20 protein-coding genes are annotated in these 26,062 nt (G+C 56.8%); 15 read left to right on the forward strand and 5 right to left on the reverse strand.

Annotation, left to right across the window (positions count from 1 at the left end):
• Nucleotides 1-84: 84 nt before the first annotated feature.
• Together ACZ1HN_RS01710 and ACZ1HN_RS01715 are read right to left on the reverse strand one after the other, a co-directional pair.
• Nucleotides 85-1,623, reverse strand: coding sequence for a protein O-mannosyl-transferase family (locus tag ACZ1HN_RS01710; protein WP_472726219.1), 1,539 nt, complete (start codon nucleotides 1,621-1,623; stop codon nucleotides 85-87).
• 75 nt (nucleotides 1,624-1,698) lie between these two features.
• Entirely contained in the window at nucleotides 1,699-3,474 is a 1,776-nt protein-coding gene (locus ACZ1HN_RS01715) for an AsmA family protein (RefSeq protein WP_472726220.1), read from the reverse strand.
• Nucleotides 3,475-4,024: 550 nt separating this feature from the next.
• Here ACZ1HN_RS01715 and ACZ1HN_RS01720 point away from each other — a divergent pair.
• Genes ACZ1HN_RS01720 through ACZ1HN_RS01740 form a run of 5 tightly spaced genes read left to right on the forward strand, consistent with a single transcriptional unit; the run spans nucleotide 4,025 to nucleotide 9,673 of the window.
• Nucleotides 4,025-5,566 carry a UbiA family prenyltransferase gene (locus ACZ1HN_RS01720; protein WP_472726221.1) on the forward strand — a complete coding sequence of 514 codons (1,542 nt, stop codon included), beginning with the start codon at nucleotides 4,025-4,027 and terminating at the stop codon, nucleotides 5,564-5,566.
• 10 nt (nucleotides 5,567-5,576) lie between these two features.
• On the forward strand, nucleotides 5,577-5,996 hold the full coding sequence (locus ACZ1HN_RS01725; protein WP_472726222.1) for a GtrA family protein: 420 nt from the start codon (nucleotides 5,577-5,579) through the stop codon (nucleotides 5,994-5,996).
• A 32-nt stretch (nucleotides 5,997-6,028) separates the two neighbouring features.
• Nucleotides 6,029-7,318, forward strand: coding sequence for an FAD-binding oxidoreductase (locus ACZ1HN_RS01730; protein WP_472726223.1), 1,290 nt, complete (start codon nucleotides 6,029-6,031; stop codon nucleotides 7,316-7,318).
• On the forward strand, nucleotides 7,315-8,076 hold the full coding sequence (locus tag ACZ1HN_RS01735) for an SDR family oxidoreductase (RefSeq protein ID WP_472726224.1): 762 nt from the start codon (nucleotides 7,315-7,317) through the stop codon (nucleotides 8,074-8,076). The genes ACZ1HN_RS01730 and ACZ1HN_RS01735 overlap by 4 nt, the downstream gene beginning before the upstream one ends.
• A 10-nt stretch (nucleotides 8,077-8,086) precedes the next feature.
• On the forward strand, nucleotides 8,087-9,673 hold the full coding sequence (locus ACZ1HN_RS01740) for a hypothetical protein (RefSeq protein ID WP_472726225.1): 1,587 nt from the start codon (nucleotides 8,087-8,089) through the stop codon (nucleotides 9,671-9,673).
• A gap of 36 nt (nucleotides 9,674-9,709) precedes the next feature.
• On the opposite strand, the gene ACZ1HN_RS01745 is transcribed toward ACZ1HN_RS01740, so the two are convergent.
• Nucleotides 9,710-11,338 (reverse strand): OpgD/OpgG family glucan biosynthesis protein, encoded by a 1,629-nt coding sequence (locus ACZ1HN_RS01745; protein WP_472726226.1) that lies wholly within the window; start codon nucleotides 11,336-11,338, stop codon nucleotides 9,710-9,712.
• A 352-nt stretch (nucleotides 11,339-11,690) separates the two neighbouring features.
• Here ACZ1HN_RS01745 and ACZ1HN_RS01750 point away from each other — a divergent pair, with 352 nt between their 5' ends.
• The gene (locus ACZ1HN_RS01750; RefSeq protein ID WP_472726227.1) at nucleotides 11,691-12,917 is read left to right on the forward strand and encodes an MFS transporter; all 1,227 of its coding nucleotides are present in this window, start codon (nucleotides 11,691-11,693) and stop codon (nucleotides 12,915-12,917) included.
• The gene (locus ACZ1HN_RS01755) at nucleotides 12,917-15,082 is read left to right on the forward strand and encodes a TonB-dependent receptor (protein WP_472726228.1); all 2,166 of its coding nucleotides are present in this window, start codon (nucleotides 12,917-12,919) and stop codon (nucleotides 15,080-15,082) included. Before ACZ1HN_RS01750 ends, ACZ1HN_RS01755 begins: the two co-directional genes overlap by 1 nt.
• 51 nt (nucleotides 15,083-15,133) lie before the next feature.
• On the opposite strand, the gene ACZ1HN_RS01760 is transcribed toward ACZ1HN_RS01755, so the two are convergent.
• A complete protein-coding gene (locus tag ACZ1HN_RS01760; protein ID WP_472726229.1) occupies nucleotides 15,134-16,441 on the reverse strand; it encodes a lysine N(6)-hydroxylase/L-ornithine N(5)-oxygenase family protein in 1,308 nt (435 codons plus the stop codon).
• A gap of 1 nt (nucleotide 16,442) precedes the next feature.
• Nucleotides 16,443-17,543 (reverse strand): MFS transporter, encoded by a 1,101-nt coding sequence (locus ACZ1HN_RS01765; RefSeq protein ID WP_472726230.1) that lies wholly within the window; start codon nucleotides 17,541-17,543, stop codon nucleotides 16,443-16,445.
• A 93-nt stretch (nucleotides 17,544-17,636) separates the two neighbouring features.
• Between ACZ1HN_RS01765 and ACZ1HN_RS01770 the strand changes: the two genes are divergently transcribed.
• From ACZ1HN_RS01770 to ACZ1HN_RS01805, 8 genes are all read left to right on the forward strand, one after another.
• The gene (locus tag ACZ1HN_RS01770; RefSeq protein WP_472726231.1) at nucleotides 17,637-19,283 is read left to right on the forward strand and encodes an IucA/IucC family protein; all 1,647 of its coding nucleotides are present in this window, start codon (nucleotides 17,637-17,639) and stop codon (nucleotides 19,281-19,283) included.
• Nucleotides 19,280-19,636: a hypothetical protein gene (locus ACZ1HN_RS01775; RefSeq protein ID WP_472726232.1), complete on the forward strand. Its 357-nt coding sequence runs from the start codon at nucleotides 19,280-19,282 to the stop codon at nucleotides 19,634-19,636. The genes ACZ1HN_RS01770 and ACZ1HN_RS01775 overlap by 4 nt, the downstream gene beginning before the upstream one ends.
• Complete coding sequence (locus ACZ1HN_RS01780) at nucleotides 19,569-20,171, forward strand: GNAT family N-acetyltransferase (RefSeq protein ID WP_472726233.1); 603 nt, start codon at nucleotides 19,569-19,571, stop codon at nucleotides 20,169-20,171. The genes ACZ1HN_RS01775 and ACZ1HN_RS01780 overlap by 68 nt, the downstream gene beginning before the upstream one ends.
• 53 nt (nucleotides 20,172-20,224) lie before the next feature.
• A complete protein-coding gene (locus ACZ1HN_RS01785) occupies nucleotides 20,225-21,934 on the forward strand; it encodes an IucA/IucC family protein (protein ID WP_472726234.1) in 1,710 nt (569 codons plus the stop codon).
• Nucleotides 21,935-22,269: 335 nt separating this feature from the next.
• Entirely contained in the window at nucleotides 22,270-24,291 is a 2,022-nt protein-coding gene (locus ACZ1HN_RS01790; RefSeq protein ID WP_472726235.1) for a TonB-dependent hemoglobin/transferrin/lactoferrin family receptor, read from the forward strand.
• A gap of 184 nt (nucleotides 24,292-24,475) precedes the next feature.
• The gene (locus ACZ1HN_RS01795; protein ID WP_472726236.1) at nucleotides 24,476-24,685 is read left to right on the forward strand and encodes a hypothetical protein; all 210 of its coding nucleotides are present in this window, start codon (nucleotides 24,476-24,478) and stop codon (nucleotides 24,683-24,685) included.
• Complete coding sequence (locus ACZ1HN_RS01800; RefSeq protein ID WP_299747784.1) at nucleotides 24,682-25,182, forward strand: hypothetical protein; 501 nt, start codon at nucleotides 24,682-24,684, stop codon at nucleotides 25,180-25,182. The genes ACZ1HN_RS01795 and ACZ1HN_RS01800 overlap by 4 nt, the downstream gene beginning before the upstream one ends.
• A gap of 41 nt (nucleotides 25,183-25,223) precedes the next feature.
• On the forward strand, nucleotides 25,224-26,039 hold the full coding sequence (locus ACZ1HN_RS01805) for a GNAT family N-acetyltransferase (RefSeq protein ID WP_472726237.1): 816 nt from the start codon (nucleotides 25,224-25,226) through the stop codon (nucleotides 26,037-26,039).
• Nucleotides 26,040-26,062 lie beyond the last annotated feature (23 nt).

Raw genomic sequence — 26,062 nt, forward strand, 5'->3', positions numbered from 1 at the left:
CGGATTATCGCTCATATGACGTAATGTAAGAAATCTTGACGCTGCGTCATACAGCGTCATTCCACCCTGATCGGCGAAGGATGCCTATTCCTTTGGCAGCTCTTGTGATGTTCCCAAGCGGGTGCAAACAAAACCATAAGCTGGCCACGTTACGGGCTCCGGTTGATTGATCAGCAGCGTAACGCACGACAGGTGCGGATTGCGGTGTTCGATCCAGCGTAACATCTGTTCCCCATCGGTCGGGATGACGACACCTCCAACAGGGCCGAGTTCAGGTATCGCCTCCTCTGTCCGCCACGTGACGCGGTAGGTCGCCGGTTGCGGCACCTCACCCAGAAGCTCGTGGTAGAGCGTGGCCATCCTCAGCTCATAGGACATCGACACAACAGGATTATCCACGGGGGACTGTGCCATCACGATGCCCAACGTATCGACCAAATCGGCGTAATCCGGTTCACGCGCGCTGAGGTACAAGGCCATTTCCCCTGCACGGAGAAAACCAATGGCCAAAAGGAGCACACCGAACCAGGGTTGCAGTCTTGGCCAACCTTTCAGCCACCAACCGATAGCCGCGATCGCACCGATAAGCAGCGGACCCAATACCGGAAGGTGAAACGCTTGGATATCGTAAGCTCCGTACCAGATCATGAAGGGCAGAAATGCAAGTGCCGTACCAAGCAAGAGCGCGATACCTGCCCAATCGGCGTTGCGCTGGCGCCAGCCGATACCGAACGCCAAAAGACCAAGCGCTATAATGGGCAATGAAATCATTGGATGAGCTTGGCTGAGCGTGCCAAACAAGACCGATGCGGTTTGCAGCGATTTGAGGCCGGAGCCATAGAGATCACCGAAATAGGTGCCCGCAATGTAGTCGATCAGTTCGGACGTTGTCGGCGGCAGAGGCAAGTATTCGGAGTACGCTGTGGTTGGGGCGTGTGTGACCCATGCGAGATAGAGATACTGGCTGGCCCCAACGGCAAGTAACCCAAGAACAGCAAGCAGAACACGCGGGCGCAGAAGAATGCGGTGGTGTGTGGCCATCACCAGCAGGCCGACCGGTGCCAGCATGACCATCATGAGATGATTGCCGAAAGACAGCGCGTAGATCGCGCAGGCGAGAATGAAATAGTATGTTTGCTTGGTCTCGACGAAGAGGATCAGCGCAAACACGACGGAAAGAATGAACGCCAAAGCGAGGGGATAGACCTCGGCCTCAGTCGATTGCACGGCCATTAGACCGGCGCTGCCCAGAAGAAATGCGGCTGCCGCGCCAAAAAGTACGCTACGGGTCAGCCTTCCCACGATCAGGAACGCCATAGTGACTGCAAGCGCGCCGGGCAAAGATGCAAGGGCTATGGTCATGACGCGCCAGGGTTCGAACGGAAGATCGAGCGCGCGCACGATCGTCCCAATCAGCAGAACGAACGGATATCCGGGCCCATGGACAAGAATTGAGGTATGACCGAGGGTCTGGAACTTTGCAGAGTCACCCGCATTCAGCATCCCGCCGAGGCCGGGAAAGAGCAGGCTAGCGTAATAGGTCAACCAGACCAGAAAAATCGTGATCGCCAGCCATGGGCTTTGGTAGGCGGGTCGATCGTGTGTTTGGGTGGTGGTGGGCATCTTCTCTCGTTTCGCATGCCGCGTTAGGCTGCCGTATCGACGGTCAATCGCCTTGGAGCATTGGAATACTTTAACCTATCTCTGAATGGTGTTGCCGGGTCGCCCAGGTGTTGCGGCGATCTCAAGCTGCGGTACGCCCGCTGCGACCATGGGTGAAAAGAGCGTCCCTCCGATTCCAAAGGGCAAATCGACATTTTTTGCGACCTGCTCGGTCTCTGTCGTTTGTGCGGCCGACAGTTGGGCATTTCCCATGACATACACTGCGCCACTTTTAAGGCCGACTTCGCCCAGCATGTCGATTTCAAGCCGGTCACCTGCAATGTTTAACCGCGAAATGCGCGCTGTGCCCGCTTCGATTCCAACTTGGCTATCGATAAAATCGAACTGCGTACGACCAGCAGCTGGGATGAGCGGACCCTTTTCCTTGGTCATGAACTGGCGGCCGTTTGCCAGCGTCTCAAGCGTTGCGGTCACATCGGCCCCTGTGAGGCTGCCATCCTGCATTGAGGCCGTGACAGAACCAGCCATGCTTTCAAAGACTTCACCAAGCGTTTGACCGCGCCCGGCAAGTTGCAGATCTGCATTGAGTATGCCCTCGGGCAACTGGGGTGTGCCAATCAGACGTTTCTGCATCTTGCGAGATATCGGTTGCATGATTTCGTAAACGGACGCATCGGAAATTTTGGCAGACATAGACAGGGCCGCAGCCCCATCGATTTCAGCGCTTGCTTCAATCCGGCCCAATGTCTCACCTTGCGCTACCATGTCCAAAGACATGTTTTCGTTGCGTGAGACCAACGACACGCTGACCGTATCAAATGCAGCGCCACCGAATGCAATGTCCTGACCTTTCAAATCAAAATCGATTTCAAATCCCCTAAGCCAATGGGTTGTGATTGGCACAGTAGTCCAATTCCCTTCACCGACCTTCTTGATCGCGTCGGAAATGGCAGCATCTGCCGAAACCTGCAGTGTTTGCAGTCCTGGGATGATCATGGTGTCTGACGTCGTGCGCAGAGTCAGATCTCCCTCAAGCGTGATACCAGCCTTTGAAAACGTGGCATTGGAGAGGCGGATTGTCGTGGGCGTCACGGCAAAATGCCCGTCGATCAACAGGGGGCCCGGCCCAAAGATATTCAAACTACTTAGACCAGGCAGCAGATCTGCGAATAGGCTGTTGTCGGTTGTGTCATCTGATGGGTTGTTGTCCTCATTGGCGGCCACCGCGTCAAAGCTCAAAGACAGCGCCCCCTCGCTTCCGCCTTCTGAGAAAAAGGCGTGCGGATCATCAACCCGCAAGTCCATGAAGGTACGGTGGGACCCAGCAATGAAATCGCCGTTGATCGCAATTCCTTCGGATGTGCCCCGTTGCATGACCGAAAGGTTCAGGCCGGAGATGCTGGTGTTGCCAGCAAAATCCAGAACGCCATCAGTTACAACGATATTGGCAGGCGTTTCACTGGCATCCCTTTCTGCAAACGCGAATTCTGACCACAAAGAGTTTGCCAAGCCGTCCTGATCCAACGAGATGTGCGGACGGTGCAAGTGCAGGCTTGCGACTTCTCCGCGCCCCGCAAGCAGTGGCGCGACCCTGAGCGTTGCATCAAGCCGACCTGAGGTCAGGAATCCTTCAGCCATACTGGCCTGGTCAACTGTGAAGACCGGGTCCGCAACGACAACTCGGAAGTCGGGGCGTATCGAGACTTCGGAGGATTCATGCAGCATCAAATCGGAACTGGCGAGACGCCCAAGCTCGTGATTGATGCTGTCACGCACAACGCTGTCCAGGTTCAGCTTTGAAAGCAGCAAGAACGCCCCTGCGCAAATCGACAGAAGGCCAAGGGCGACCATAACCCATCGTGCTGCAAGACCGAAACTTTGTCCGTTTCCTGTTCTCATCATACTCCTCCCAACCGTTCACAATGTAACGGCGGTTTGTGCCTTCGGATCACATCCTCAATACGCTTTCCGCAGTTTGAGGCCGGCACCGCTGAGCGACAGATTTCATACCGCAGGGCTTGTCACCATTCCGAAGAATGATTCCTAAGACACGGTGTTTTAGATACGTTTTAGTTTACAATGTAGGCAATCTGTTCGGCGTGGGTCATCATATTTGCAGCCCATTTCCCGGCCTTCCGCCGCCGATACCCCTCTCAATTGGGCGCATCCCTGCCGATGCCAAAGTTGCTCTGCCATCGGGTTTGCAACCTTTTTGCTTTTGTACCCACGCTGCTTCAACCAGCCAATCAGCTGCCGACTGTGACCTATTCATATGAGGCTTTTGAAGGGTTGGGCGGTCAGACGCACGGCGCAATGCTGAAAAGGAACCTGAATGTGCCGTCACCACATCGATCGCTGAATACAGGCCTCGTAACGGGAACAACCAGAGAGAGATTTACGCATGTCGGTCAAGAACCACGTCGATAGCATGTCCAACTCTGACTTGCAGCAACTGCACGAAGGTCAACGCGATGCGTTGGCGCGGGATCGGGTCGAGGCCTATGTAAGCTTGCCCGATCTGGAAACAGCCATCGACACACCGTTGGTGGTCGATCTTGATGGCACCTTGCTACGCTCAGATTTGCTGGTTGAGACCACGTTTCGCCGGTTGGGACGCAATCCTGGTGCGATCGTTGGTATGCTTCAGTCGCTCAGTGATGGAAGAGCCGCATTGAAACACTTCCTGTGCGCGGGCGCTGATTGTGCACCTGAAACTCTGCCTTATGACAAGACGATCCTGTCGATGATCCGTCTTGCGCACCTTGCGGGCCGTTCCGTCTATCTGGCGTCGGGTTCGCACGAGGACATGGTAAAGGCAGTTGCAAATCATCTGGGTATTTTCTCAGGCTATTTTGCAACGACTTCGTCGGTAAATCTGTCTGGCAGGGCCAAGGCGGAACGCCTTGTGAAAGAGTTTGGAAGCAAGGGTTTTGACTACGTCGGCAACGGTGCTGCCGATTTGCCCGTCTGGGAACATGCGCGCCAGCCAATTGCCATTCGGACAACCCAACGTGTCGCAACGCGTCTGCGTGAAATGGCCCCGCATGCGCAGTTTGTTGAACACAATCGGTCGACATTGAGCGATTGGGCACGACAATTCCGTGTCCATCAATATGCCAAGAACGCCCTTGTGTTTGTACCAATGATCGCAGCGCATGCGCTCAGTTTTGAAAACCTGTTTATCACGATGGTCGCGGCTGTGGCGTTCTGCCTTGCGGCGTCGGCCTGCTACATTCTGAATGATTTGGTCGACCTGCAGGACGACCGCGCACACCGGACCAAGAAGGAACGTCCGCTGGCGCGAGGCGACATTTCACTGATCCATGCAATGCTTGTCGTGCCGGTCCTACTAGTCCTCGCAACGGTGACGGCGCTTTCACTGTCACCGGCATTTGCTTTGGTCCTGGCCATCTATTTTGCGATGACGACGGCATACTCATTTTTCCTCAAGAAGATCCTGCTCGTCGACGTGCTGACGCTGGCAGGTCTTTATACGATCCGCCTGTTGGGGGGTGCAGTGGCAATAGGTGTGGTGCTGTCTTCCTGGCTGATGGTGTTTGCGCTTTCGATCTTCGTGTCGTTGGCGCTGATGAAGCGGTTCGTAGAGCTAACCGCCTGTGCAGATGCGGATCGAGCGTCGCCAGACAACCGGGACTATGAAAATGTGGACCTCGGAATGCTTGCGGCCCTATCCGCAGCCGCCGGCTTCAATGCCGTGACTGTTCTTGCGCTTTATGTATCCGGCAGTTCTGTCACCAGACTTTACAGCAATCCCGAGATTCTCCTGCTGGCGTGTCCGATCATGACTTATTGGATCGGCCGGGCACTCATCCTGGCGCAGCGGCGGCAGATGCAGGACGATCCGGTCGTCTTCGCCATCAAGGACCCGATGAGCAGGCTAAGCGGCCTGGCGATGCTCGCGGTGTTCGTATCGGCAATCTGACGGGCAGGTCATGCTAAGATTTCTGTCAGAAGGTCACCCAGTTGGGCGCTATGTGGCAACCGCAGTCCTGTCGGTGCTGGCGAACCTCCTTGCCCAAGAGATGACTGTGCGCGGCGTGCCGGATGCACACCTGATGGTGTCGATCGTTGTCGGAACGCTGGTCGGCTTTTTCATAAAGTACGTTGTCGACAAGACTTGGACGTTCCGCGAACGTTACACGACGCCCTTTGGCGAAGCGCAGCGCATCACCCTCTCCGGTCTGTTCAGCGTTTTGACAACTCTGATCTTCTGGGCATTCGAACTTGGGTTTCATGCCATCTGGCAGACGGATTTCGCCAAGTATCTTGGTGCGGTTCTTGGCCTCAGTATAGGGTACATTCTCAAGTTCTGGCTTGATCGGCGCCATGTCTTCAGGGAGAGCACCGTTTGAAAGACTTGAGCGGTTGGGGCCGATATCCCCGCGTGTCGGGACCGCTTAATGCGGCGTTTGACATCCGCCCGGCTGCCGAGGCGACTGCAGCCCTGCCGGGCGTAATTGCAAGGGGCCTTGGGCGGTCATACGGGGACGCTGCCATCGGCCGCAACAACACTCTTGATGCGACGGGACTGAACCGGATGCAGGGGTTCGATCCTGACACGGGATTGTTGACAACCGAGGCGGGTGTGTCTTTGGCGGACATTATCGCGACCTTTCTGCCGCGCCGCTATTTTCCATGCTGTGTCCCCGGCACCCGCTTTGTCACGGTTGGGGGCATGATCGCGTCGGATGTGCATGGAAAGAACCAGCACAACGATGGCACCTTTGGCGATCACGTCGAATGGCTGACGCTGGCACTGCCAGATCACCGGGTTGTCCATTGCAGTCGGAATGAAAACGCGGAGCTTTTCACCGCCACTATTGGCGGTATGGGACTGACTGGAACAATCCTGTCCGCTGGGTTTCGTTTGAAGCAGGTCGAAACTGGCTGGATCCGCCAAAACACGCATGTCGCGCGCAATCTGAGCGAGGCAGTTGCCTTGCTGCGCCAGACCGCAAGCGCGACCTACACCGTGGCTTGGATTGATGTGCTGGCCCGCGGCGCCTCACTGGGGCGGTCACTGGTTCTGGAAGGCGAGCACGCCAGGAAAGACCAACTGCCGTGGGGAGATGTTCCTTTTCCGCACGCACGGAATGGTAGGATCGGGGTTCCGACCGACATGCCCGGCTGGATGTTGAATGCGACGACGGTCAAGGCATTCAACGAGCTTTACTACAGGAACGGTGCTCGAAAGGCTGACCGGACGGTGCTCGTGCCTTGGGACGCGTACTTCTTTCCACTCGACGGTGTTGCGAACTGGAACCGTATCTATGGGCGGCGTGGCTTTGTGCAGCATCAATGCGTCATCCCAGATGCCAAGGCTGAAAGTGTGGTGTCCGAGATACTTGAACGTATTTCTAGCCACGGCGCAGGTTCGTTTCTGGCTGTCCTCAAGCGTCTAGCGTCGGGGTCTGGGTTGATGTCCTTTCCGATGGAGGGTCTGACACTCGCCCTCGACATACCGCTGAGCGATAAACTGATGCCATTGCTGGCCGAGATTGATGCGCTGGTCGTGGAAGCGGGTGGGCGGATGTATCTGGCAAAGGATGCGACCCAGTCGCCGGAGACCTTTGTTGCAGGTTATCCGCAACTTGATCAGTTCCGACGACTTCGGAACGAGATTGGGGCAACAGGCCAGATGGCCTCGAAACTGTCTGAGAGGCTGGGAATATGAGCGATACCGATCAAGAGCCCTCGCAGAAAAGTCTGCTTTTGGTTGGCGGCACCTCCGACATCGGTCGGGCGGTGGCAGCGGCCTATGCCGCGATGGGCTGGAAGATCACGCTCGCTGCGCGTGACGTCGAAAGCGCAGAGCGCAACGCAGCCGATATCCGGACACGGACGGGGGCACACGAGGTCACTGTACGCCCGCTCGATATCCTGGACACCGCGCGGTTCGAAACGTTTCTGGATCAGCTTGATGCATTGCCGGACACCGTGGTGTGTGTTGTCGGAATGCTGGGCGATCAGCAACATGCGCAGGAGGATGTGGAACACGCGACAAAAGTGATGCGCACCAATTTCGAGGGTCCCGCCCTGCTGCTTGAGATGGTGGCCGCGCGTTTCGCTGCGCGTGGGCGCGGGCTGATCGTTGGAGTCAGCTCGGTTGCCGGTGATCGGGGGCGCGCTTCGAACTATGTCTATGGCGCGGGAAAAGCCGGTTTTTCCACCTATCTCTCGGGATTGCGCAACCGGCTCGCAGGCACAGATGTGCAGGTGGTTACCGTCAAACCCGGTTTCGTGCGCACAAGCATGACCGCAGGTATTGATCTTATCGGGCCGCTGACTGCCGAACCGGATGCTGTTGCCGAGCGTATCGCTGGGCTTCAGACGCGGACGGCTGACGTCATCTATGTGTTGCGCGTCTGGCGCCTGATCATGTTCATCATCCGGTCCATTCCTGAAGCAATATTCAAGAAGCTGAAGCTTTGAGGTGTCGCGCGTGTCACGGGTAAACAGTCTTCTCTCGCCTATCGCCTTGGCGATATGGGCAACAACGGCGATCTGTGCAGCCCTTCTGGTTCTGCCTGGGGTGACCGCTACGTCCATGTACTTCAATGACATCCTGATTTTCCTGGACGGTGCCTATCGGGTGGTTCATGGCCAGGTGCCAAATCAGGATTTTCACACGGCATTGGGGCCGCTGAACTACTACCTGCCGGGGTTTGGCTACTGGCTGACTGGAGAGCTTGGCATGGCGATGCCCCTGGGTATGGCGGCGCTGATGGTGGTGACCGCGCCGATCATGGTCCATGTTTTGGGGACGCGAATGCGCCCGCTCATCGGTGTGCCGCTCGCCATCTTCCTGATGCTGTTGCTCGCCACACCGATGAACACGGGCGAGATACCTGCAAAGATCTCGTTCGCCATGTTCTACAATCGCATTGGTTGGGCGCTGCTGGGCATTTTGCTGGTGATGCATCTGCAGCCTGAACGCCCCGTGCGGTGGCAAGGGTGGTTGGATGCCGCCGCGGCGGCGACGCTAACGATGCTACTGGCCTACACCAAGATGACTTACGGGGTCGTTGCCTTTGGGTTCCTTATCCTGATGATGCTGCAATCTGGGCAGCGCCGTTGGGCGGCTGGAGCAATTGCCCTATGCGGGATCATCGGACTTGTGGTCGAGGCTTTCTGGGGTGGCACATGGATGCATATTTCTGATCTGGTCGAAGCCACGAAAGTCAGCGGTGTCATCGAACCTTACATTTATGCGCGATCCTTCCTTCTCACTTCCGGTGAATACGTGGTTTTCGCCCTGGTTGCGGGTTTAGCACTTTGGCAGCGGCCACGCGTAACAGATTTTCTGTTCTATGGGTTTTGCGGTGCGGCAGGCTTCGCGCTGCTCAACCAAAACTTTCAGATGATCGGGATTGTGAGCATGCTGGCAGGTGCCGCCGTCGCGGCAGAGATACTGTCACGTCATCAACAGACGGCCTCCCCAACGCTACAAACTGTTGTCCGCGGCGCGCCGCTTGTGGTCGTAATCCTGCTGCTACCCATAGCGCTCTCCTCCGCAGCCGCTGTCGGCGTTCACGCGACGGTTGCCGCTACACGGGCGGGCGTCGCGCTTGAAACACCCAACGGCCAAGGCTTGCGGATCGTCAACATCCTCAACAAGGGGCAGTTCGAGTTTTACAGCGGCTACGGACAGACCTTGGAAAGCGGCAGCGCGTTGCTTGCCTCGCTTGATAGGTCGCCATCACGCGTGCTGGTCATGGACTTTGTCAGCCCTTTCGCTTCGCTTGCAGGATTGCCGCCGCAAGAAGGGGGCAATGCCTGGATGCATGACAACCGAAACTTCGATCTCGAGGTCCATCTTCCTGCTGAAGAGATGCTGGGTGGTGTGGAGGTCGTCATGATCCCCAAGCAGCCCGTCGCAGAAGGAACGACCGAGAAGATGCAGCAAATCTACGGTCCATACCTCGAGAAGCACTTTGAACTGACGAAGACGAGCGAAGCCTGGTTCCTTTACGAGCGTCGACCGGCGAACAAGACAGACATTAATCCTGTCGGTCCCCAAAACAGCTAGTCGGCTGGAGCATACCGCCAGAACGCATGACAGGGCTTACCCCTGCCCGAGTTCTACCCACGCATCCGTCAACCAGGTTTCAGTCAACGCGCGGTCCCTAAGTTGCAGATAAGCACGCAGACTTACGGGTTCCGGGCCGGTTTGTTCGAAATCGAAGGTCAGCCGCCAATGATCGGTTCCCACGACGGGGTACGCATCAATTGGTTCGAGGATACGACCATTCACAGCATCGATGACTGGTACAACACCACTATCGCGATTTAGCCCGTTCAAAGACGGCCCTTCGAAATCGATCACCATCTTGCCAACGCCCTCTGGCAGTGGGTCGCCGGGTACACCGCCCTGACCCTGCCGCGTCGCTACGACCCAGGCAACAGATTCCGGCAAGGGATCACGTGCGCGCCATTCGATCTCGTAGTCAAATTGGAAGGCAGCACCCTTGTCGGTTGCGCTGTCTGGCACCCAGTAAGAGACGACGTTGTCAAAAGTTTCGTCTTCTGTTGGGATCAGCACAAGTTGCACTTGTCCGGGTCCCCAATCTCCAATTGGCCTGACCCAGGCGGACGGGCGTCGATTGTAAAAAACGCCATCGTCCTGGTAGTTTTCAAACGTGCGGTCGCGTTGGATCAGTCCGAAGCCTGCAGGGTTTTCATCCATGAAGCTTGATGTCGTAACACTTGAAGGATTACTCAGTGGTCGCCAAAGCCGTTCGCCGCTTCCGGCTGCCATGGCAAGGCCATCGCTATCATGAATTTCCGGACGCCAGTCCTCGCCTCCGGCGCGGTCGCGCTCTGAATACCAATACATGCTGGTGAGTGGCGCGACGCCCAACCGTTCAATCCCCTCGCGCAAGAAAAGATGCGCAGAAATGCGTGTCAAATGCCCACCATAGGCCGCGTTACGGACAACGCCGAACCGATAGGCGCCCGTAATCGAGGGGCCGTCCAGCTCGGCCCAAATGGACAGCTCTTCGTCATCTTGTTCAGGTGGGCCAAGCCAGAATGCAGTGAACCGAGGGAACTCCTCCGGCGTATTCAACCCGGTGTTGATCGCGATGCCGCGCGTTGACAGCCCGTATTGTGCTTCGGGTCCATCTGTCCGAAAATACGACGCGCCGAGAAAGGATATCCAGTCGGGTTCGAGGCCCGGCCGCATGACTCTGAAGCCTGCAAAACCAAAGCCTTCGGGGAGGTCGAGCGCGGGATTGTCTTCGGGCATCGAGAAAAAATCGCGGATGAAAGGCACTTCGTGTGCTGTACCCGCTTCGTCCCGTATATAAATCCGAACCGGTTCAGGAAAGTAGCGGCCCGGGTGGAAAAGCTGAACAGGTGCCTTGTTTCTTCCGACGTAAAGCGTTGCGTCCTCTCGAAACTGGATCTGCCAGTGGGCGCTGTAGTTTACCTTCTCAATAAGCTCGGGCGCAGGGATGTGGACTGGCTCAAATGGTTGGGTCGCAGCATCGCGAGCTTTGTCGATCAGTTTTTCAAATGTCACAGGCTCTGTTGAACCTGCCGCGCCTGATTGTATCCCGTCCCAAAGGCTTAACGTCAGAAAGGCAGCTGATCCGCCAAGAACAGCACGACGCGAGGGCTGCGGGAACAGGGTGTGCCGCCTCCCCTGGCCATATGCCGCCGTTTGGGAAGATGAAGTATTGATCGATTTCATGCAAAAAGCCTCACCGCGTTAAGGTGTTTTGGTTCGGGTGATAAGTTGTTGTCCGTATGTATAGGCCTGCATGGGCCACCATCAATTTCCTGTGCCGGAACCGGCGCAACTTCGCCGAGTTTGCAAGGCGATGTGCGCTCATCCGCCTCTGCATGCGTCACGGCAGCAGAACCCATCAGGCTGTTCTGCAAAGAGGGGCTGCGAGGTATCCTCTATTGCTCACCCCTGTGCTTAAGGCACAGTCAGGTTGATTTCCTGACAGAAACACTTGTGTTTGGACAATGACCATGATGTATGGACCCGCCAGCACAATGCGAGCCTGAAATTCTGCAAGACAGGACCGGCGCGCCCAGTGTTTCCCAGTTCAAAGATTTCCGTTGCCCTGCTGGGGCTATATTTGGCGCAGGCTGTGCCGCTTTATCTCGTGGCAGCCGCGTTGCCACCAATCCTGCGCGCCAATGGCGTGGGGTTGGATGTGATCGGCGGTTTGGGAATTTTGCTGGCTCCGTGGGTTCTAAAGGTGCTCTGGGCCCCTTGGGTTGATCGGTACTGCCATGACCCAAAGGTCGGGCGAAAAGCGATTGTTGTGGGATGTCTGCTCGTGACGCTTGGCGGCATCCTGGCGCTGTCCATGTTTGATCCCGTCAAGGATGCGGCGATTTTCTTTCCAATCCTGATGGCAATGTCGCTGTCGTCGGCCACGCAGGATATCGCGTCAGATGGCTGGGCGGTGGAGCACCTTCCGCCGGATGACCAGCCTGGCGGCAACGCGCTACAAGGCGGGGCCGTTGCCCTAGGTGTGGTGATCGGAGGATCGGGCACACTCATATTGTACGATCTGTTGGGTTGGTCGCAGACGTTGTGGGTCATGGCCGCGCTGACCTGTTTCTTGGTTCTGCCGTTCCTGAGGCTGCCCGAAGGGACAGGCCAACGGACCCTTCCCGCTGATCGGGGTCGGCCAGGGCTGTTGCGCTTCCTGAGCGTTGAAGGTGCATGGGCAATGCTTGCCTTTGCGCTGATCATCCGCCTACCTGAAGGGCTGGTGAAAGCATTGGAACAGCCGTTCCTTGTCGATCAGGGTTTCACCTTGGCAGAGGTTGGCGCGATATCAGGTGGCTCGGCCGCCGCCGTCGGCCTGTTTGGCGCATTTGTCGCTGCGTGGTTGATCCGGCTTTGGGGTTTGCTGCCTTTTCTTATCCTCTTGATCTGCGGCCGCACCTTGGCATTTGGCGCTTTCTACGTTGCGGCCACAATGGGCATCACCCGGTGGATGCTCATCCTCTTGTCGGTCTTTGACACTTTCTTGCGTTACATTGAGATCGTGGGATTGTTCACCGCGTTCATGCGATTTGCGTCGCTCAGACAAGCGGCCACAGACTTCACATTGCTTACGAGTGCGACACTGCTGATGTACATGATCGGTGGCATCGTCGCCGGGCAGTTGGCAGAGACGATGGGATACGGGCCCGTCTTTCTCTCTGCTGCGCTGTTGTCTGGGATCGCGGGCTGGATTGCGCTGCTTCTGCTGCCTGCCCGCGTCCGCACCATCCACCTTAATACCGCTACGGAGACTTCTTGATGATCTTGACCCGCCTTTTCGCCGGTACCAGCGCCATTGCGCTCTTTATCGGTACTGCCCTGTTTGCACAGGAAGAGGAAGAACCCGTCGAATTGGGCGAAATCGTGATTCAGGCAGTACGGACCGGCGCAACCGAAAGTTCAATTCCGGGCACTGTGCAAGTTGTCGATGGCGAACAAATCATTGAGCGGGTCCGCCGTGGGCAAACACTCTCGCGGGCCCTATCAGACTTGGTGCCGGGTCTCGCACCTGCCAATGGTACCATTGGCGGGGCGAGCCAAACCTTGCGGGGTAGGACGACACAAATCCTGATCGACGGCGTGGCGCGGACGTCGGAATTGCGTGGTTTTGATCGGGAGCTTTCCGTTCTGGATCCGAACTCCATCGAACGAATAGAAATCATCAAAGGTTCAACCGCGCGTTTTGGCAATGGGGCCACCGGCGGTATCATCAACATCGTGACCAAAAAACCTGCGGAGGAACGACGGACAACTGTTGAAACCCGCCTGTCCGGGCAGAGCGACGGCGGCAGCTTGGGCAACGAACTTTTCCTGTCGCATGATACGCGCGCGGGTGACTTGGGTCTAAGGTTCGAGCTTTCGCGCAGCGATACAGGCGCATCTTTCGATGGCGACGGCAACCGCATACCTTCGGACCCGCTGATCGGGCAGGGTGGCGGCAGTAACGTCGAGCGCTATTCTTTTGGTGTGGCTGCAAACTGGTCACGGGGACCGCACGAGCTGGACGTTCGGCTTGACACCTACCAGTTGGAACAAGAGATTGATTACTTCGCCGACTACGATAACAACCCCGCGCGCGTCTCAGACCGTCGTTACACTGGGGAACCGGTTGAGGATCGGGGCGTAAGTGCGAATGTCACCTATCGGTATGACAACACAGCCTGGGGTGATCTTGAAATCAACGCATATGCTACCGACATCGAACGCCGCTCAGCGCTATCCGAGCCGGGGCCGGCAAATCAGCTTTACTACTCAGTCAGCACCACCGATCTGACGCAGGACCCGCTATCCCAAGGCGAGCTCTTCACAACAACCTACGGCATCTCTGCCACGCTGCGCACGCCGATGGAGTGGCTTGCGCCGGATGCAACACTCACATGGGGTATCGACCTTGGCCGGGATGAAGTCGAGCAGAAGACGCTTGATGGTCGGGACCTGCTTGCACCAATGAAGCAAGACAGTATCGCGATCTTTGCACAGGCCGACATTCCGATCGGACCACGACTGAATCTGAGCACCGGGCTCCGGGCCGAGCGTTTCTCGCTCGATATCTCTGATTTCAATCGACCCACCGGTGTGTTTTTGTTCGAAGTAGCAGAAGGATCCTTTGCCCCGGTTGTACTTGCGCCGGTCGATGTGATCGGCGGCGATTTCGATTATGACGCCGTGGTCGGCAATCTTGGGCTAGTGTACGAGCTGTCACCAACAACCTCGATTTACGGAGGGTTCAGCCAAGGCTTTTCCCTGCCGGATGTTGGTGCATTTACACGACGGGCCGGTACGTCAGGCGGGTCATCAACCGTTTCCTTTGCCGATATCCAACCGGAAGCACAGATCGTGGACACTTGGGAGTTGGGGGTGCGGTACGATACAAACCGGTTATCTATCGATAGCTCTGTTTACTATTCGACCTCAGACGACGGTGTGACCTTCGATGCCTCGACAAGTGAGATCAGCCAGCAGAAAGAGGAGATATGGGGCGCGGAATTTAGTCTCGACTATGACATGCGCGACGATTGGAGCGTCGGCGCCCAACTTGCCTTCGTCGAAGGAAGGTTCGACAGTAATAATGATGGCGACGTCGATGCCTGGCTACCGAACAACCGCATTCCCTCCCCATTTACCGCCACGTTATACACCGATCGGTCCTTTGCGAATGGGCTGAACCTGTCTGGCGAAGTTGTCTTTTCTGCCGAGCGCGATCGCCCCGGACATCCGCAGCTTGAGGACATGTTCAGCGTCAACGTTGGTGGCTCTTATCCGCTTGGCGCGGGTCGTGTAACATTCGGGGTGACCAATCTGTTCGACCGCCAGCAAGAAAACAGTGCGGCCAGCAGCGTACGCTACAACGAATTGACCAACGATGCGGTACGCGTCGCTGATGAAGGTCGTCGGATATCGGTCGGCTACTCGGTGTCATTCTAATACACTGCCCTACCGCACTCTGACTTGTAGAGCGCGGTAGGGCAAACTGGATCATGCTGGAATGCGCACCGCATCCTCCGCTACCTCACCATTGGCCCAATCGACCAAACCAGCGGGTGAACGCCGCAACGCGTCAAAAAGCGGCCTGCCAGTAAAGTCTTCCAGGATCGCTGCACTTCGCCAAGCTGTCAGGCTCAGTTGCGGATCAACAATGCCATGTGATTGCCGCCCATGGTTCAGCCCGTAGATTGGAGTTTCTTCTGGGCCGTCCCATTGCACGCGGTAACGGCCATCCAGTGTCAACGCGCCCCCCGGCTCGGTGTCCAACCGGTCACGGATGGGGTCAAGACAGTGTGGTACGGCAGGTCGAAAGCCTGTGGCAAGTATCACTATATCCGCGTTCAGTTCTTCAACGGCTTTCACTGGCGTTTCCGCGTTCAAACAAAAACCGCCGAAACGCTGCTCGATCCGCGTTACGGTTCGCCCGGGACGGATAGAGACAACGGCGCGCCCATTCACATATTTGTGCCGATACAGTTGGCGATAAATCTCATCTGCTGTGGACGGCGTCAGCCCATCGCTGCTGTACTTCTGCGCGGATACGGCCTCTGCTTTCGCAGCGTCTGTCAAGCCAAGAAACACATCATGGTAAGCAGGCGTGTAGATCTGATCGACAAGACCACCTTCTTGCAGGTGCCAGAACGCACTGCGCCGGCTCAGCCATGTCAACTCGGCTGGCATGGGGGCGGCGCGAAGCAGATCAAGCACAATTTCGGCACCTGTCTGACCTCCGCCAATTACGGCGACACGTTTGCCAGAGATGTCCAGGCTGCGCTCCAGATATTCGACCCCATGGAAACAGTTTGGCCCAAGAGGTGCCTGCGGTGGCACATGGGGAACCGGACCAGTTCCGATCGACAATCCTCGGGCATTTAATGTGTTTCCGGAGGCTGTGCGCAGAACAAAACGATGACCGTCATGCTCTACTTCTTGCACGGTTGCGCCAAACTGGCAGGTCTCAAGATTGCGCGCGACCCACGCCATATAATCTGTAAACTCCTGCCGCGATACGGTTTCAAACCGGGCAGCCATGAAGTCGTAAAAACGGCCTTGCTGGACAAGGTAGTTCAGAAAGCTCCATGCGCTGGTCGGCAGAACCGGTGTGACCATATCCTTGAGATAAGACGTCTGCATGGCACTATCGTCAAAGGCGAGGCCCGCATGCCAGGAGAACGTCGGCTTCTGGTCCAGAAATCGTGTCTTCAGACCGGGCACGTCGTGTGCAAGTGCCGCGAGACTGAGATTAAAGGGGCCGATACCGATGCCGGCAAGGTCCATGGATAAGCTATCAGATGTCATTTCAGGTCCTTTGTGTTGAGGGAGGAGCAAAGGCCAATGCGGCACCGGAGAGTGCGACAATGGCAAAGGGAGCTGCCGGGGAAAGCGCCATCAGCGCTGATCCCGATGCCACCCCGCCGGCCAGTGCCGCGATCTGGATCGCGCCATTCCAACCGGTGACCTGAAGCTGGGCATAGTCCTTGCGGGTCATGATTTCAGATAGGTTGAGAGTAAAGAGCAGCCCGGTTGAGCCACCGATGACAAAGCTGAGCAGAAGGAAAACGGTCAGCCGATCTGCTAACGGCACAAACGCAGCAGCCAGCACCAGAAGCAGGCCCGCAAAGCGCGCACCGCGCTGGCCCACATGCCGCACAAGCAGGCGTAGCGACAGAAACAGACCAAGGTTTGCTGCGGCGAGGCAAAGCCCGGCATAGCTGGCTGCCCGCACGGGATTGGCATCCAGTTGATCAAGGATAAGAGGGGCCAGTCCGATCTGAGCCGCACCAACTGCAGATTGCGTCAGAACCGTCACCCGAAACGCTGTCAGCTTTGGCAGGCGAATACTGGTGCGTAGGCGAGGTGCGACTGTACCGCGGCTCATCACTAGGCTGATTGCCACTCCAATAGCAGCGGGCAAAAGCGGTACCAACGGTGAGATCAAAAGAAGAGGCCCGATGAGGGCGGCTGAAAAAATGCGCCCGACACTGCCCATGGACTGCACGATGCCCAATCCAGTGCGACCGTCTTTCTGGGCAGCACCTTGAGTTTGCGCGGCTATCATCAAGCCTGCCGCCGAAACGCCCTGTACTGATCTAATCAGGACCAACAGGGTAAAGGTAAAGGTTGTGCTCCAGCCATGCATATCGGTCCCAACCATGTAGAGCAGCGCAAGATTGGCGAGCAGAAGTCCGCCGAGACCGCCAAGCATGACTACCCGTCCACCCAGCAAACTGACAAAAGGTAACGCAACGCCCGCTGTGACCAAACCCATGGCCACCGCCAGCCCAATCTCACTTTCATGCAAGCCCAAGGCCAGCGCGAGAACCGGCACCATGCCGATCAACGCCGTCTGCTGGAATGCGTGACCGGCAAGAACCGGCCAGAAAATCGAGAGAGGTGACATGGCAACCTTGCGAATCCTGACAAAAACAGTCGGTAATATCTATAAGACGGACAGTAAACGCAAATATTCCCGTTCGGCGAAAGGGCGCACATCATGACTCACTCCCAAATGGCTGGCGATCTTGCGGCGCTTGATGCCTTTCTCAACTCGGCTCTGCGCGAAGGCCAATTGGCTGAGGCACAGCTTAGTGAGGCCAGCCTGCGTTTTAAGGATCAGGTGGGGCGGAGCATCACAGTCGAGGTCAGGCAAAAGTCAAACCTACGTACATTCTTCGGGCCTGGGATCAGGCGTCATCGCACGCAAGGCTGGGAGGACCTGAGCGTAGCGCAACTCTTGACCTCCTTGGCAAAGGCAGGTGGTGATGCTTTTCGGACCCGCGTAATGGATAGCTTGGCAGGCCTTCGTCGCGCGCCGTTGGCGAACGGAACCGCTGATACATGGAACTTCCTTGCTGCTGAACAGGCGCTCAAAGCGGGTCATCCGTTCCACCCCAATCCGCGCAGCCGTGACGAGATGACCGCGGATGATGCCAAACGCTACGCACCGGAGCACGAGCAGACATTTCAATTGCACTGGTTTGCGGCTAACCCCGCTCTGGTCGCATCGAACACCGGTGCAGCGGGGTACTTACGGCTTTTGGCAGATGCCGATCTTGGCTCGACAGATCGCGGCAAGGTTCCTCTCCCTTGGCATCCTTGGCAGGTTGAGCGGCTTGCCAACCAGAAGGCCATACAGGACCTGATCGACAGCGGGGCGCTCGTCGATCTCGGTCGTGGCAAAGGTGCATGGGGCGCAACGTCATCGATGCGCTGCCTGCATGCTTGGCACGCGCCTTTTATGGTCAAAACGTCTTTGTCACTGCGTTTAACCAACTCGGTCCGACACTTGTCTCTGCGCGAGGTGGTGCGGGGTGTTCACATCTCTGACCTGCTCAAATCGGATCTTGGCGCACGGATCAATCGGGACTTTCCAACGCTGAACATTCTCGGGGAACCGGGCTACGCCGCATTGTGTGACGGGGCGGGCGCAGTACGCGACGACACAATTGTCGTCCTGCGTGACAACCCTTTTCGCGATGCTTCACTGCCGGGTCCAGTGATGCTAGCCGCTTTGTGCGAAGCAGCGCCCAATGGGCGGTCACCTCTTGGGAATCTGATCAACGCGCTTGGCCCGGATGCAGCGCCCCGATGGTTTACCCGCTTTCTCGAGGTTGCAATCCGCCCGCTTCTTGAGTTGCGCGCGCAATATGGGCTTTTGTTTGGCGCCCATCAGCAGAACCTGATGCTCGCCTTGGATGGCGGGTGGCCCAAAGCCGCTTGGGTCCGGGATTGCCAAGGTACCGGTCATCTGGACAGCTTCCACGAGATGTTGACGCAACATTGCCCCGGTATCGGCGAAGGTGCCGAGAATGTCGTGGATGCCGGGCTCGGCGATGGTCTGGTCACGTATTACGTCGTGATCAACAGCGTTCTGAACACGCTTTCCACCCTCGTTCTGGATAGGTTGGCAGACGAGGATCAACTGACCGACCTTTTGCGCGATTTCCTGCGACGCGCCCAGGCACAAACCCCCGGAGATCCCACGCTTTATACCAAGCTTCTCGAACAACCGACCCTCACCTGCAAAGGAAATTTCGCAACCAGCCTCAGCGGCGTGAATGAAGCCGATGGCGACGCGCGCGGACAGGTCGCCAGTTTCCTTGACCTTCCCAACCCTTTATTGGAGCCCGTCCACGCATGACCCTCGATACTGCAACGCTGACTGAAGCGGCCTTTCCATCCCCCGACGATCTTGAACCGTTCGCGCGGTGGGTCGAAGACCGCTTTGCTCAAGACGGCAAAGCGGCGCATATCGACTTGCCACCCGAGATAACACGCCTTGGCCTTGACGCCCGACTGCCCGGATATGTGGACACCCGGGGCGGAGCGCAGCGCATTCATCGTTCCGGTTTTCTGCAATCACCCGAACCTTGGCTCAAGCATCCACAGACACGTTTCCAAAGCGCAGGATTGATCGAAGGCCCCGATGGTCAGGAATCACCCCCTACGTCCTGCAAATCCGCAGGGCGTCGTATACGAGCGGTTCTTTGTTGATGCGGGCATAGCCGTCACTTTTCGCTCGGTAGATATCGACCACGATCTTGATACTTTTCATCGTTGGCAGAATGACCCACGCGTCGCCTATTTTTGGGAAGAGGATAGGTCGACGGAAGAGCTGCGTGGCTTTCTTGAAGACCGATTGTCTGACCCGCACAATTTCTCGGTGATCGGGGAATATGACGGCCTGCCCGTGGGGTATTTCGAGATTTACTGGGCGCGCGAAGACAGATTGGGCGCATACTACGATGCGGGGCCCTGGGATCGTGGCTGGCATGGTCTGATCGGTGAAACCAGTGCACTAGGACGCGCCAAAACATCTGCGTGGATTCGCGCGCTGACCCATTACATTTTTTTGGATTGCCCAATGACTGATCTAGTGGTGGGCGAACCACGTGTCGATAATGCAAAGCTGCTTCGCTATGCGGACGCACTGGCGTATCGAAAGATCAAGGAATTTGATTTTCCACATAAACGATCTGCTTTGATGCATTGCGCCCGAGACGACTTTTTCAGCCGGGTGGCGCTATGAGCAAGAGCCTGGATACAGCGCGCCGACGGCTGCTGGCCAAGATGATCAGTGAGTTGAGTTGGGAAGAGGTTCTGCACCCGGAAGAAGGCAATGCGTTCCAGCTTATACTGGCGTCGAACCGGGTCTATCGTTTTCAGGCGACGCGGCGCATTTGGGACAATCTGGATATCGAACCGGAGAGTTTGTCCGTTGATACTGGTGAAACTCCTTGCCCGCTGCGGTTTGTCGTTGATGCGCGTGAAGAGTTGGGCATGACCCCTGACACCGAAGCAATGTTTTTACGCGAACTGTCGAATACTCTGCGACAAGATATCGAGTTGAAGCGGCTTTTTGACGGTTTGGATGCACAAGCCTTGATCGCTCTGCCGCCGCGCACTTTACATGCTGCTCTTGAGGGGCATCCGAAGGCAGTCGCGAACAAAGGGCGACTTGGTTGGGGCACGGCGGACCTGGCCGCCTACGCGCCAGAATACAAGGAGCCAATGCAGCTTTTCTGGCTTGCGGCTGACCAAACATTGTTGCGCAGCGGCAAGTCCAGAAACATTAGCGAAAATGATCTGCTTGGTGACGTCTTCGGAACCGATCAGAGAGATCCTCTCAGGCAAGAAGCGCAGCAGGCGGGGGCGACGGATGCGCATGTCTTACTGCCGGTTCATCCCTGGCAATGGTATAATCACTTGGAACAGTTTTTTGTGGCCGAAATCGCGCAAAAAAGGCTGATACCTCTGGGTCAGCATGGTCCGAAGTTCGTCGCGACACCCAGCCTGCGTACTCTAACACCTGTCAACGGAGGCCCATATGAGGTCAAGCTGTCGCTGGGTATTCTCAATACGTCCGCATGGAGAGGCATGCCGGGTAAATACATCGAACATGGCGGAGCGCTGTCAGACTGGTTGTCTGACATAGTTCGGGCTGATCCACTCCTGACTGGTCGAGTCATCGTCCTGCGCGAAGCCCTGGGCCATTGGGCTGCTCACCCGACCCTGTCTGATTGCCCCGATGCCCCTTATCGCCATCATGAAATGCTTGGTGCCATCTGGCGCGAGAATGCAGATTCGAAGACCGGCCCCAACCAAAAGGCTGTGATGGCAGCCGCTCTTTTTCACCAGGGCGCGTGCGGCACACCACTGGCCCAAGCCTATGCAAAGGCGGCTGGGCTCAGCATCGCGGTCTGGCTGGAAGCGCTTTTCAAAGTCACCGTGGTGCCGCTCTGGCACATGCTTTGTCGGTATGGCGTTGGGTTCATCGCTCACGGCCAGAACATTACGGTCATTCTGGAAAATCACATTCCGGTTGGCATGGCCCTTAAGGATTTTCAGGGCGATCTGGATCTTGTCGACCAAGATTTTCCGGAGATGGAAGGTTTGGACCCAGAGATACGCGCGCTGTTGCCGCGTAAGCCACCTGCTTACATCATCCACGACATTCAGACCGCCCATTTTGTGACCGTACTGCGCTTTTTATCAATGACCTTGGCGCGCACTGGGCAAATTGAAGAAAGCCGTTTCTACGATATTTTGCGGGACGTCCTCTTGGACTATAAAACTTCGCATCTCGAACTTGCAGAGCGCCACAACATGTTTGACTTGTTTGAGCAAACGATGCCGAAGGTTTGCATCAACAAAGTGCGTCTTGCGATTGGCTACGGTGACAGTGGCGAACGTCCTTTGCCAGCGCGCGGTACCGATCTTGTGAATCCGCTTGCGAACAACGGACATTTACAAGGTGCCATCGATGGAGAGTTGCTGTCTGCAGGCCGTTAAGTCGCCGCAGAAACTGGGGCAGGGTCCTCCACTATCGAAGAGCGCGTAGTGCATTGAGACGAAGGCGGTTTGACACGCTTTCGCACGGGATGGGTGAGAGGAAGCTTCGTACTCAAGTCCGCGCGGCATGAACCAGATGCCAGCGTTGGATGTTGAAACTTTGGCTTTTCAGTTGGCAGTGCGAAAGCGTGTCAGAACCGCCGCGAATGAACAAGCGCTACCGTATCCCAATAATCTTTACTTCTTTTGTCAGGATATGTACTACCTAACATGATCGCGCGCCCCACCTCCATCGGCAGGTCCCGTGCTGCAAAGAGGACAATTATGGGGGTGTTATGCAGCGTTGCATATTTGGGGGTGCGGCTATTGCAGCCGTTTTTGCAAGTTCTGTTCAAGCACAGGAAGCGCTGGTTGAATTGCCACCGCTCATTCTCGGCACCGCTTTGCGGGACGATCGAAACATTCTGGATACGCCAGTCGCAGCCACTGTCATCGAAGGTGAAGAGCTTGACCGCGGACAGGCTGACACTTTCGACGAACTGGTTGGAGACGTACCGGGCGTTCTGATCGAAGGCGGGCCGCGTGGTGTCGCGCAAGAGCCGAACATCCGTGGATTTCAGGACGAACAGGTTGTCCTGCGGCTGGATGGGGGACGTTTGAACTTCAACCGGGGTCATAGTGGTCGTTTCTTTTTTGATCCGGACATTGTGCAACGTGTCGAAATTGTCAGGGGAGGGGGATCGACCCTGTTTGGATCGGGCGCCATTGGTGGCGTGATCGCGGTGGAAACCAAGGATGCCGCTGACTTGTTGCGCCCCGGCCAAACAACAGGCGCGCGGTTGCGGTTCGGCTATACGGACAACGGTGAAATCTATAGTCCGTCGACCACGCTTTATGGCGACTACGGTGCGTTCGACGTATTGGCGTTTCTTGGCGGACGCGAAGCCGGTGCGAACCAGGACGATGGCGATGGAAACCCTATCGCCCGGTCGGAGATCGACTCCACCAATGGACTTTTGAAGTTTGGGTTTGAACCAAATGATGAACAGCGTTTTGAACTGAGTCTATCTTACTATGAGGATGATGGCTTTGTGCCCGCAGCTGCGGATTCAATTGCAACCTTCGACCCAATCACGGGCAACGATTCCGAGCGGTCGTCAGAAGTTTTCACGTACCGGCTGTCATGGGACTGGAACCCCGAGGGGTCCGATTTGATTGACCTGTCCGTGCTGGTCTACGGCAATACGCTAGAAATCCAGGATGACCGGGTGCGGGATGGGCGAGCAGACTTCACCGAATACGACACGGTAGGGTTTGAAATTGTGAATCGATCACGGTTCGATATCGGTGTTCCGGTGGATTTGGTCTATGGTGTTGAAGCGTTCAGAGACGAACAGACAGGCACGCGGGATGGCGCGCCACGGACGCAATTCCCAGATGCTGAAGCGACGACATATGGTGTTTTTGTGGAGGCGACATTTGGCGTTAATGATCGGTTAGACATCATCGCTGGTGCCCGCTTTGATCAGTATGATCGTGATGTGGATGATCCGACGCTTGAGGACGCGGACGATAGTTTCTTTGCGCCGCGGATCGGGTTCAGCTACCGACCCAACGACAATTGGCAGATTTTCGGAAATGTCGCGCGCGCATTCAGAGCACCAACATTAAGTGAACTTTATAATGACGGGGTGCATTTCCCGTTTGGCCCGGTGTTTACCAACAACTTTGTTCCTACGCCCGACTTGCGCCCTGAAGAGTCAACTCAGGTTGAATTGGGTGGCCGTTTTGAGAACACGAATATGTTCCGCCAAGGGGATTCACTGCGCCTGTCAGCCAATGCGTACTATGCTGATGTGCAAGACTTTATTGACACTGTCGTGACATCGCCGGGCATTCCAGTGGGGACAGTTCTCGCTACGACCTTTCAGCGGAATATTGATGCGGAATTATACGGATTCGAGGCCGAGCTAGACTACGACGCAGGCAACTGGTTTGGCGGACTTGCCGTGAGTTTACCCGATGGCGATGCGAAAGAAGAGGGTGAGGAATTGGGTTCAATACCTCAGCCACGTTTGACAGCTACACTGGGCTATCGTCCGACGTCTGAATGGACGATTGGGGGCCGCGTTACGTTTGCAGGAGACCAGAACGATTTCCCCGAGACCGGGAGCGCAGGCGAAAGCTATACCGTCGTCGACTTGTTTGGGTCGTGGTCTCCGTCGGAGGGGCCATTGCAGAACGCGACCTTCCGCGCAGGCATCGACAATCTGTTTGACGAGCAATACACCATCTTTCCGAACGAGTTGCCGCAGACTGGGCGGTCGTTCAAGGTGTCCGCTGCGTTCGAATTCTGAGCGTGTTGTCCGAGGTAGTTTTGCAGGCGGGATACAAGTCATCGTACGGTGCTTGTTCAGGCCTTGCTATATCCGATTAATTCTGTCAGGAAATACGCACCCAGTGAGTGCAGAGTCTCTGCTTGCCCGGCACTATCCAACATTCGGGGCTAAATACTCCGCTCAGATGAAAGCTGGCTGTCTCATGACACTGTTTACCGATTTGTTGCGCATGGATGCCTTGGCCCAACCCTATGGCTGTGGCCTGGATCCCGAACTGCGTGCGGCCATCGAAGCTGACACACGCTGGCAAAGCAAGGCTGCGTCGCCTGCCCGTGTCGAGGGAGCACCGTTGCCGGAGGGAGTGACCCGTTTGCCTGTGCCTGCGCCCCAATCTGGGCAGAAGTGGGCATGAGACTGCGCGCATTGCCTGAGGGTGGAGTTGATCTGGATCTGATCGATTTGGGATTTGATACAGTCGAGGCAGGTCTGCTGGCCGTGGCCCGATACTTCTTTTTGACCCATGCAGCACCCGCACGTCAGGCATGGCACACCGGCTTTGCCGTCGCGGTTGAGAGGTGGGGGCCGGATATCGGATTGCCTGCGGCGCATGCTGTAGCGAAGCTAGTGCGGGCCGTATACGACGTTCGTTCCGATTTTGGATTTCATGATCCCTTTGGCATAGAGGCCCGCACGCGAGTCACCTCGGACGAAGCAATGATGATGCGCATGCTCCACCACATGCGGCGGGACGAGACACCGGATGCTCGGGATGCCGTTGAAGTTTTGACCCGTGGCGGAATGGACCCGCATGTGATCCGCGCAGGGCTCACTCTGTCTGCGAGATTTGGCGGTGGTGTACCTGAGCAGAGGCATGCAGGCCGTCGCCCGAAACTGCGGGTGGTGTCCTGAACAGCTATTGCTGGCGGCGACTTCCTTGTAAGGGCAAACGCATGAACCAGATCGTTCGCTTTGCCAAAGAGCATTTACATGCGGCCCAAGCCCTATCAGCGCAACAGGGATGGCCACACACAGTGGCTGAGTGGCAGCAAATGCTGGCGTTGGGACAGGGTTTGGCGGCCCTGCACAACGGGCATGTGGTGGGGACCACGCTTTGGTGGACACATGATCGGGCCGCGACCCTTGGCATGGTGATTGTCGACCAAGGACATCGCGGGCAGGGGATTGCTGCTCGGCTCGTGCAAGCTGCGCTTGATCGGATAGGTGATCTTCCTGTGGTACTGACAGCCACCGACATGGCGCAGCGTGGATATGCACGGTTGGGCTTTGAGGAAGTGGGGATGGTAGACACATGCCGCGGCGTCCCTGCCTCGCTTTCCTTGGATCCAAACGTCGAGGCCGGTTTCAGTGACGAAGTGTTGGCATTGGACGCAGCTGCACGGGGCTGGGACCGAGGCCGCGTCTTGCGCAGTTTGATTGCGGGAGGTGCAACCTGTTGGAGCATGCGGAACAGGGATGGTGTTACGGCCTATGTGTTCGACCGTGCAGTGGGACAGGGCAGGATGATCGGCCCGATTGTGGCCCCGGACCTGAAGATGGCGGAAACTCTGGTGCGTCACTGTCTCGCCACACGTCTCGGCGTACATATGCGCATCGACAGCGACCCGACGCTTGGACTGAGCAACCTTTTGCCAGATCTGGGGCTTAAAAAAATCGGCTGGGGAACGGTGATGGTGCGAGGTACTATTGAACGTGCGCCAGAGGGCGCGCCAAGTGTCTATGGGCTCGCCAGTCAGGCATACAGCTGACACGCCGGCTTGCGCCTCAAGCG

The organism is Tateyamaria sp. GN1-10 (genome assembly GCF_055693845.1).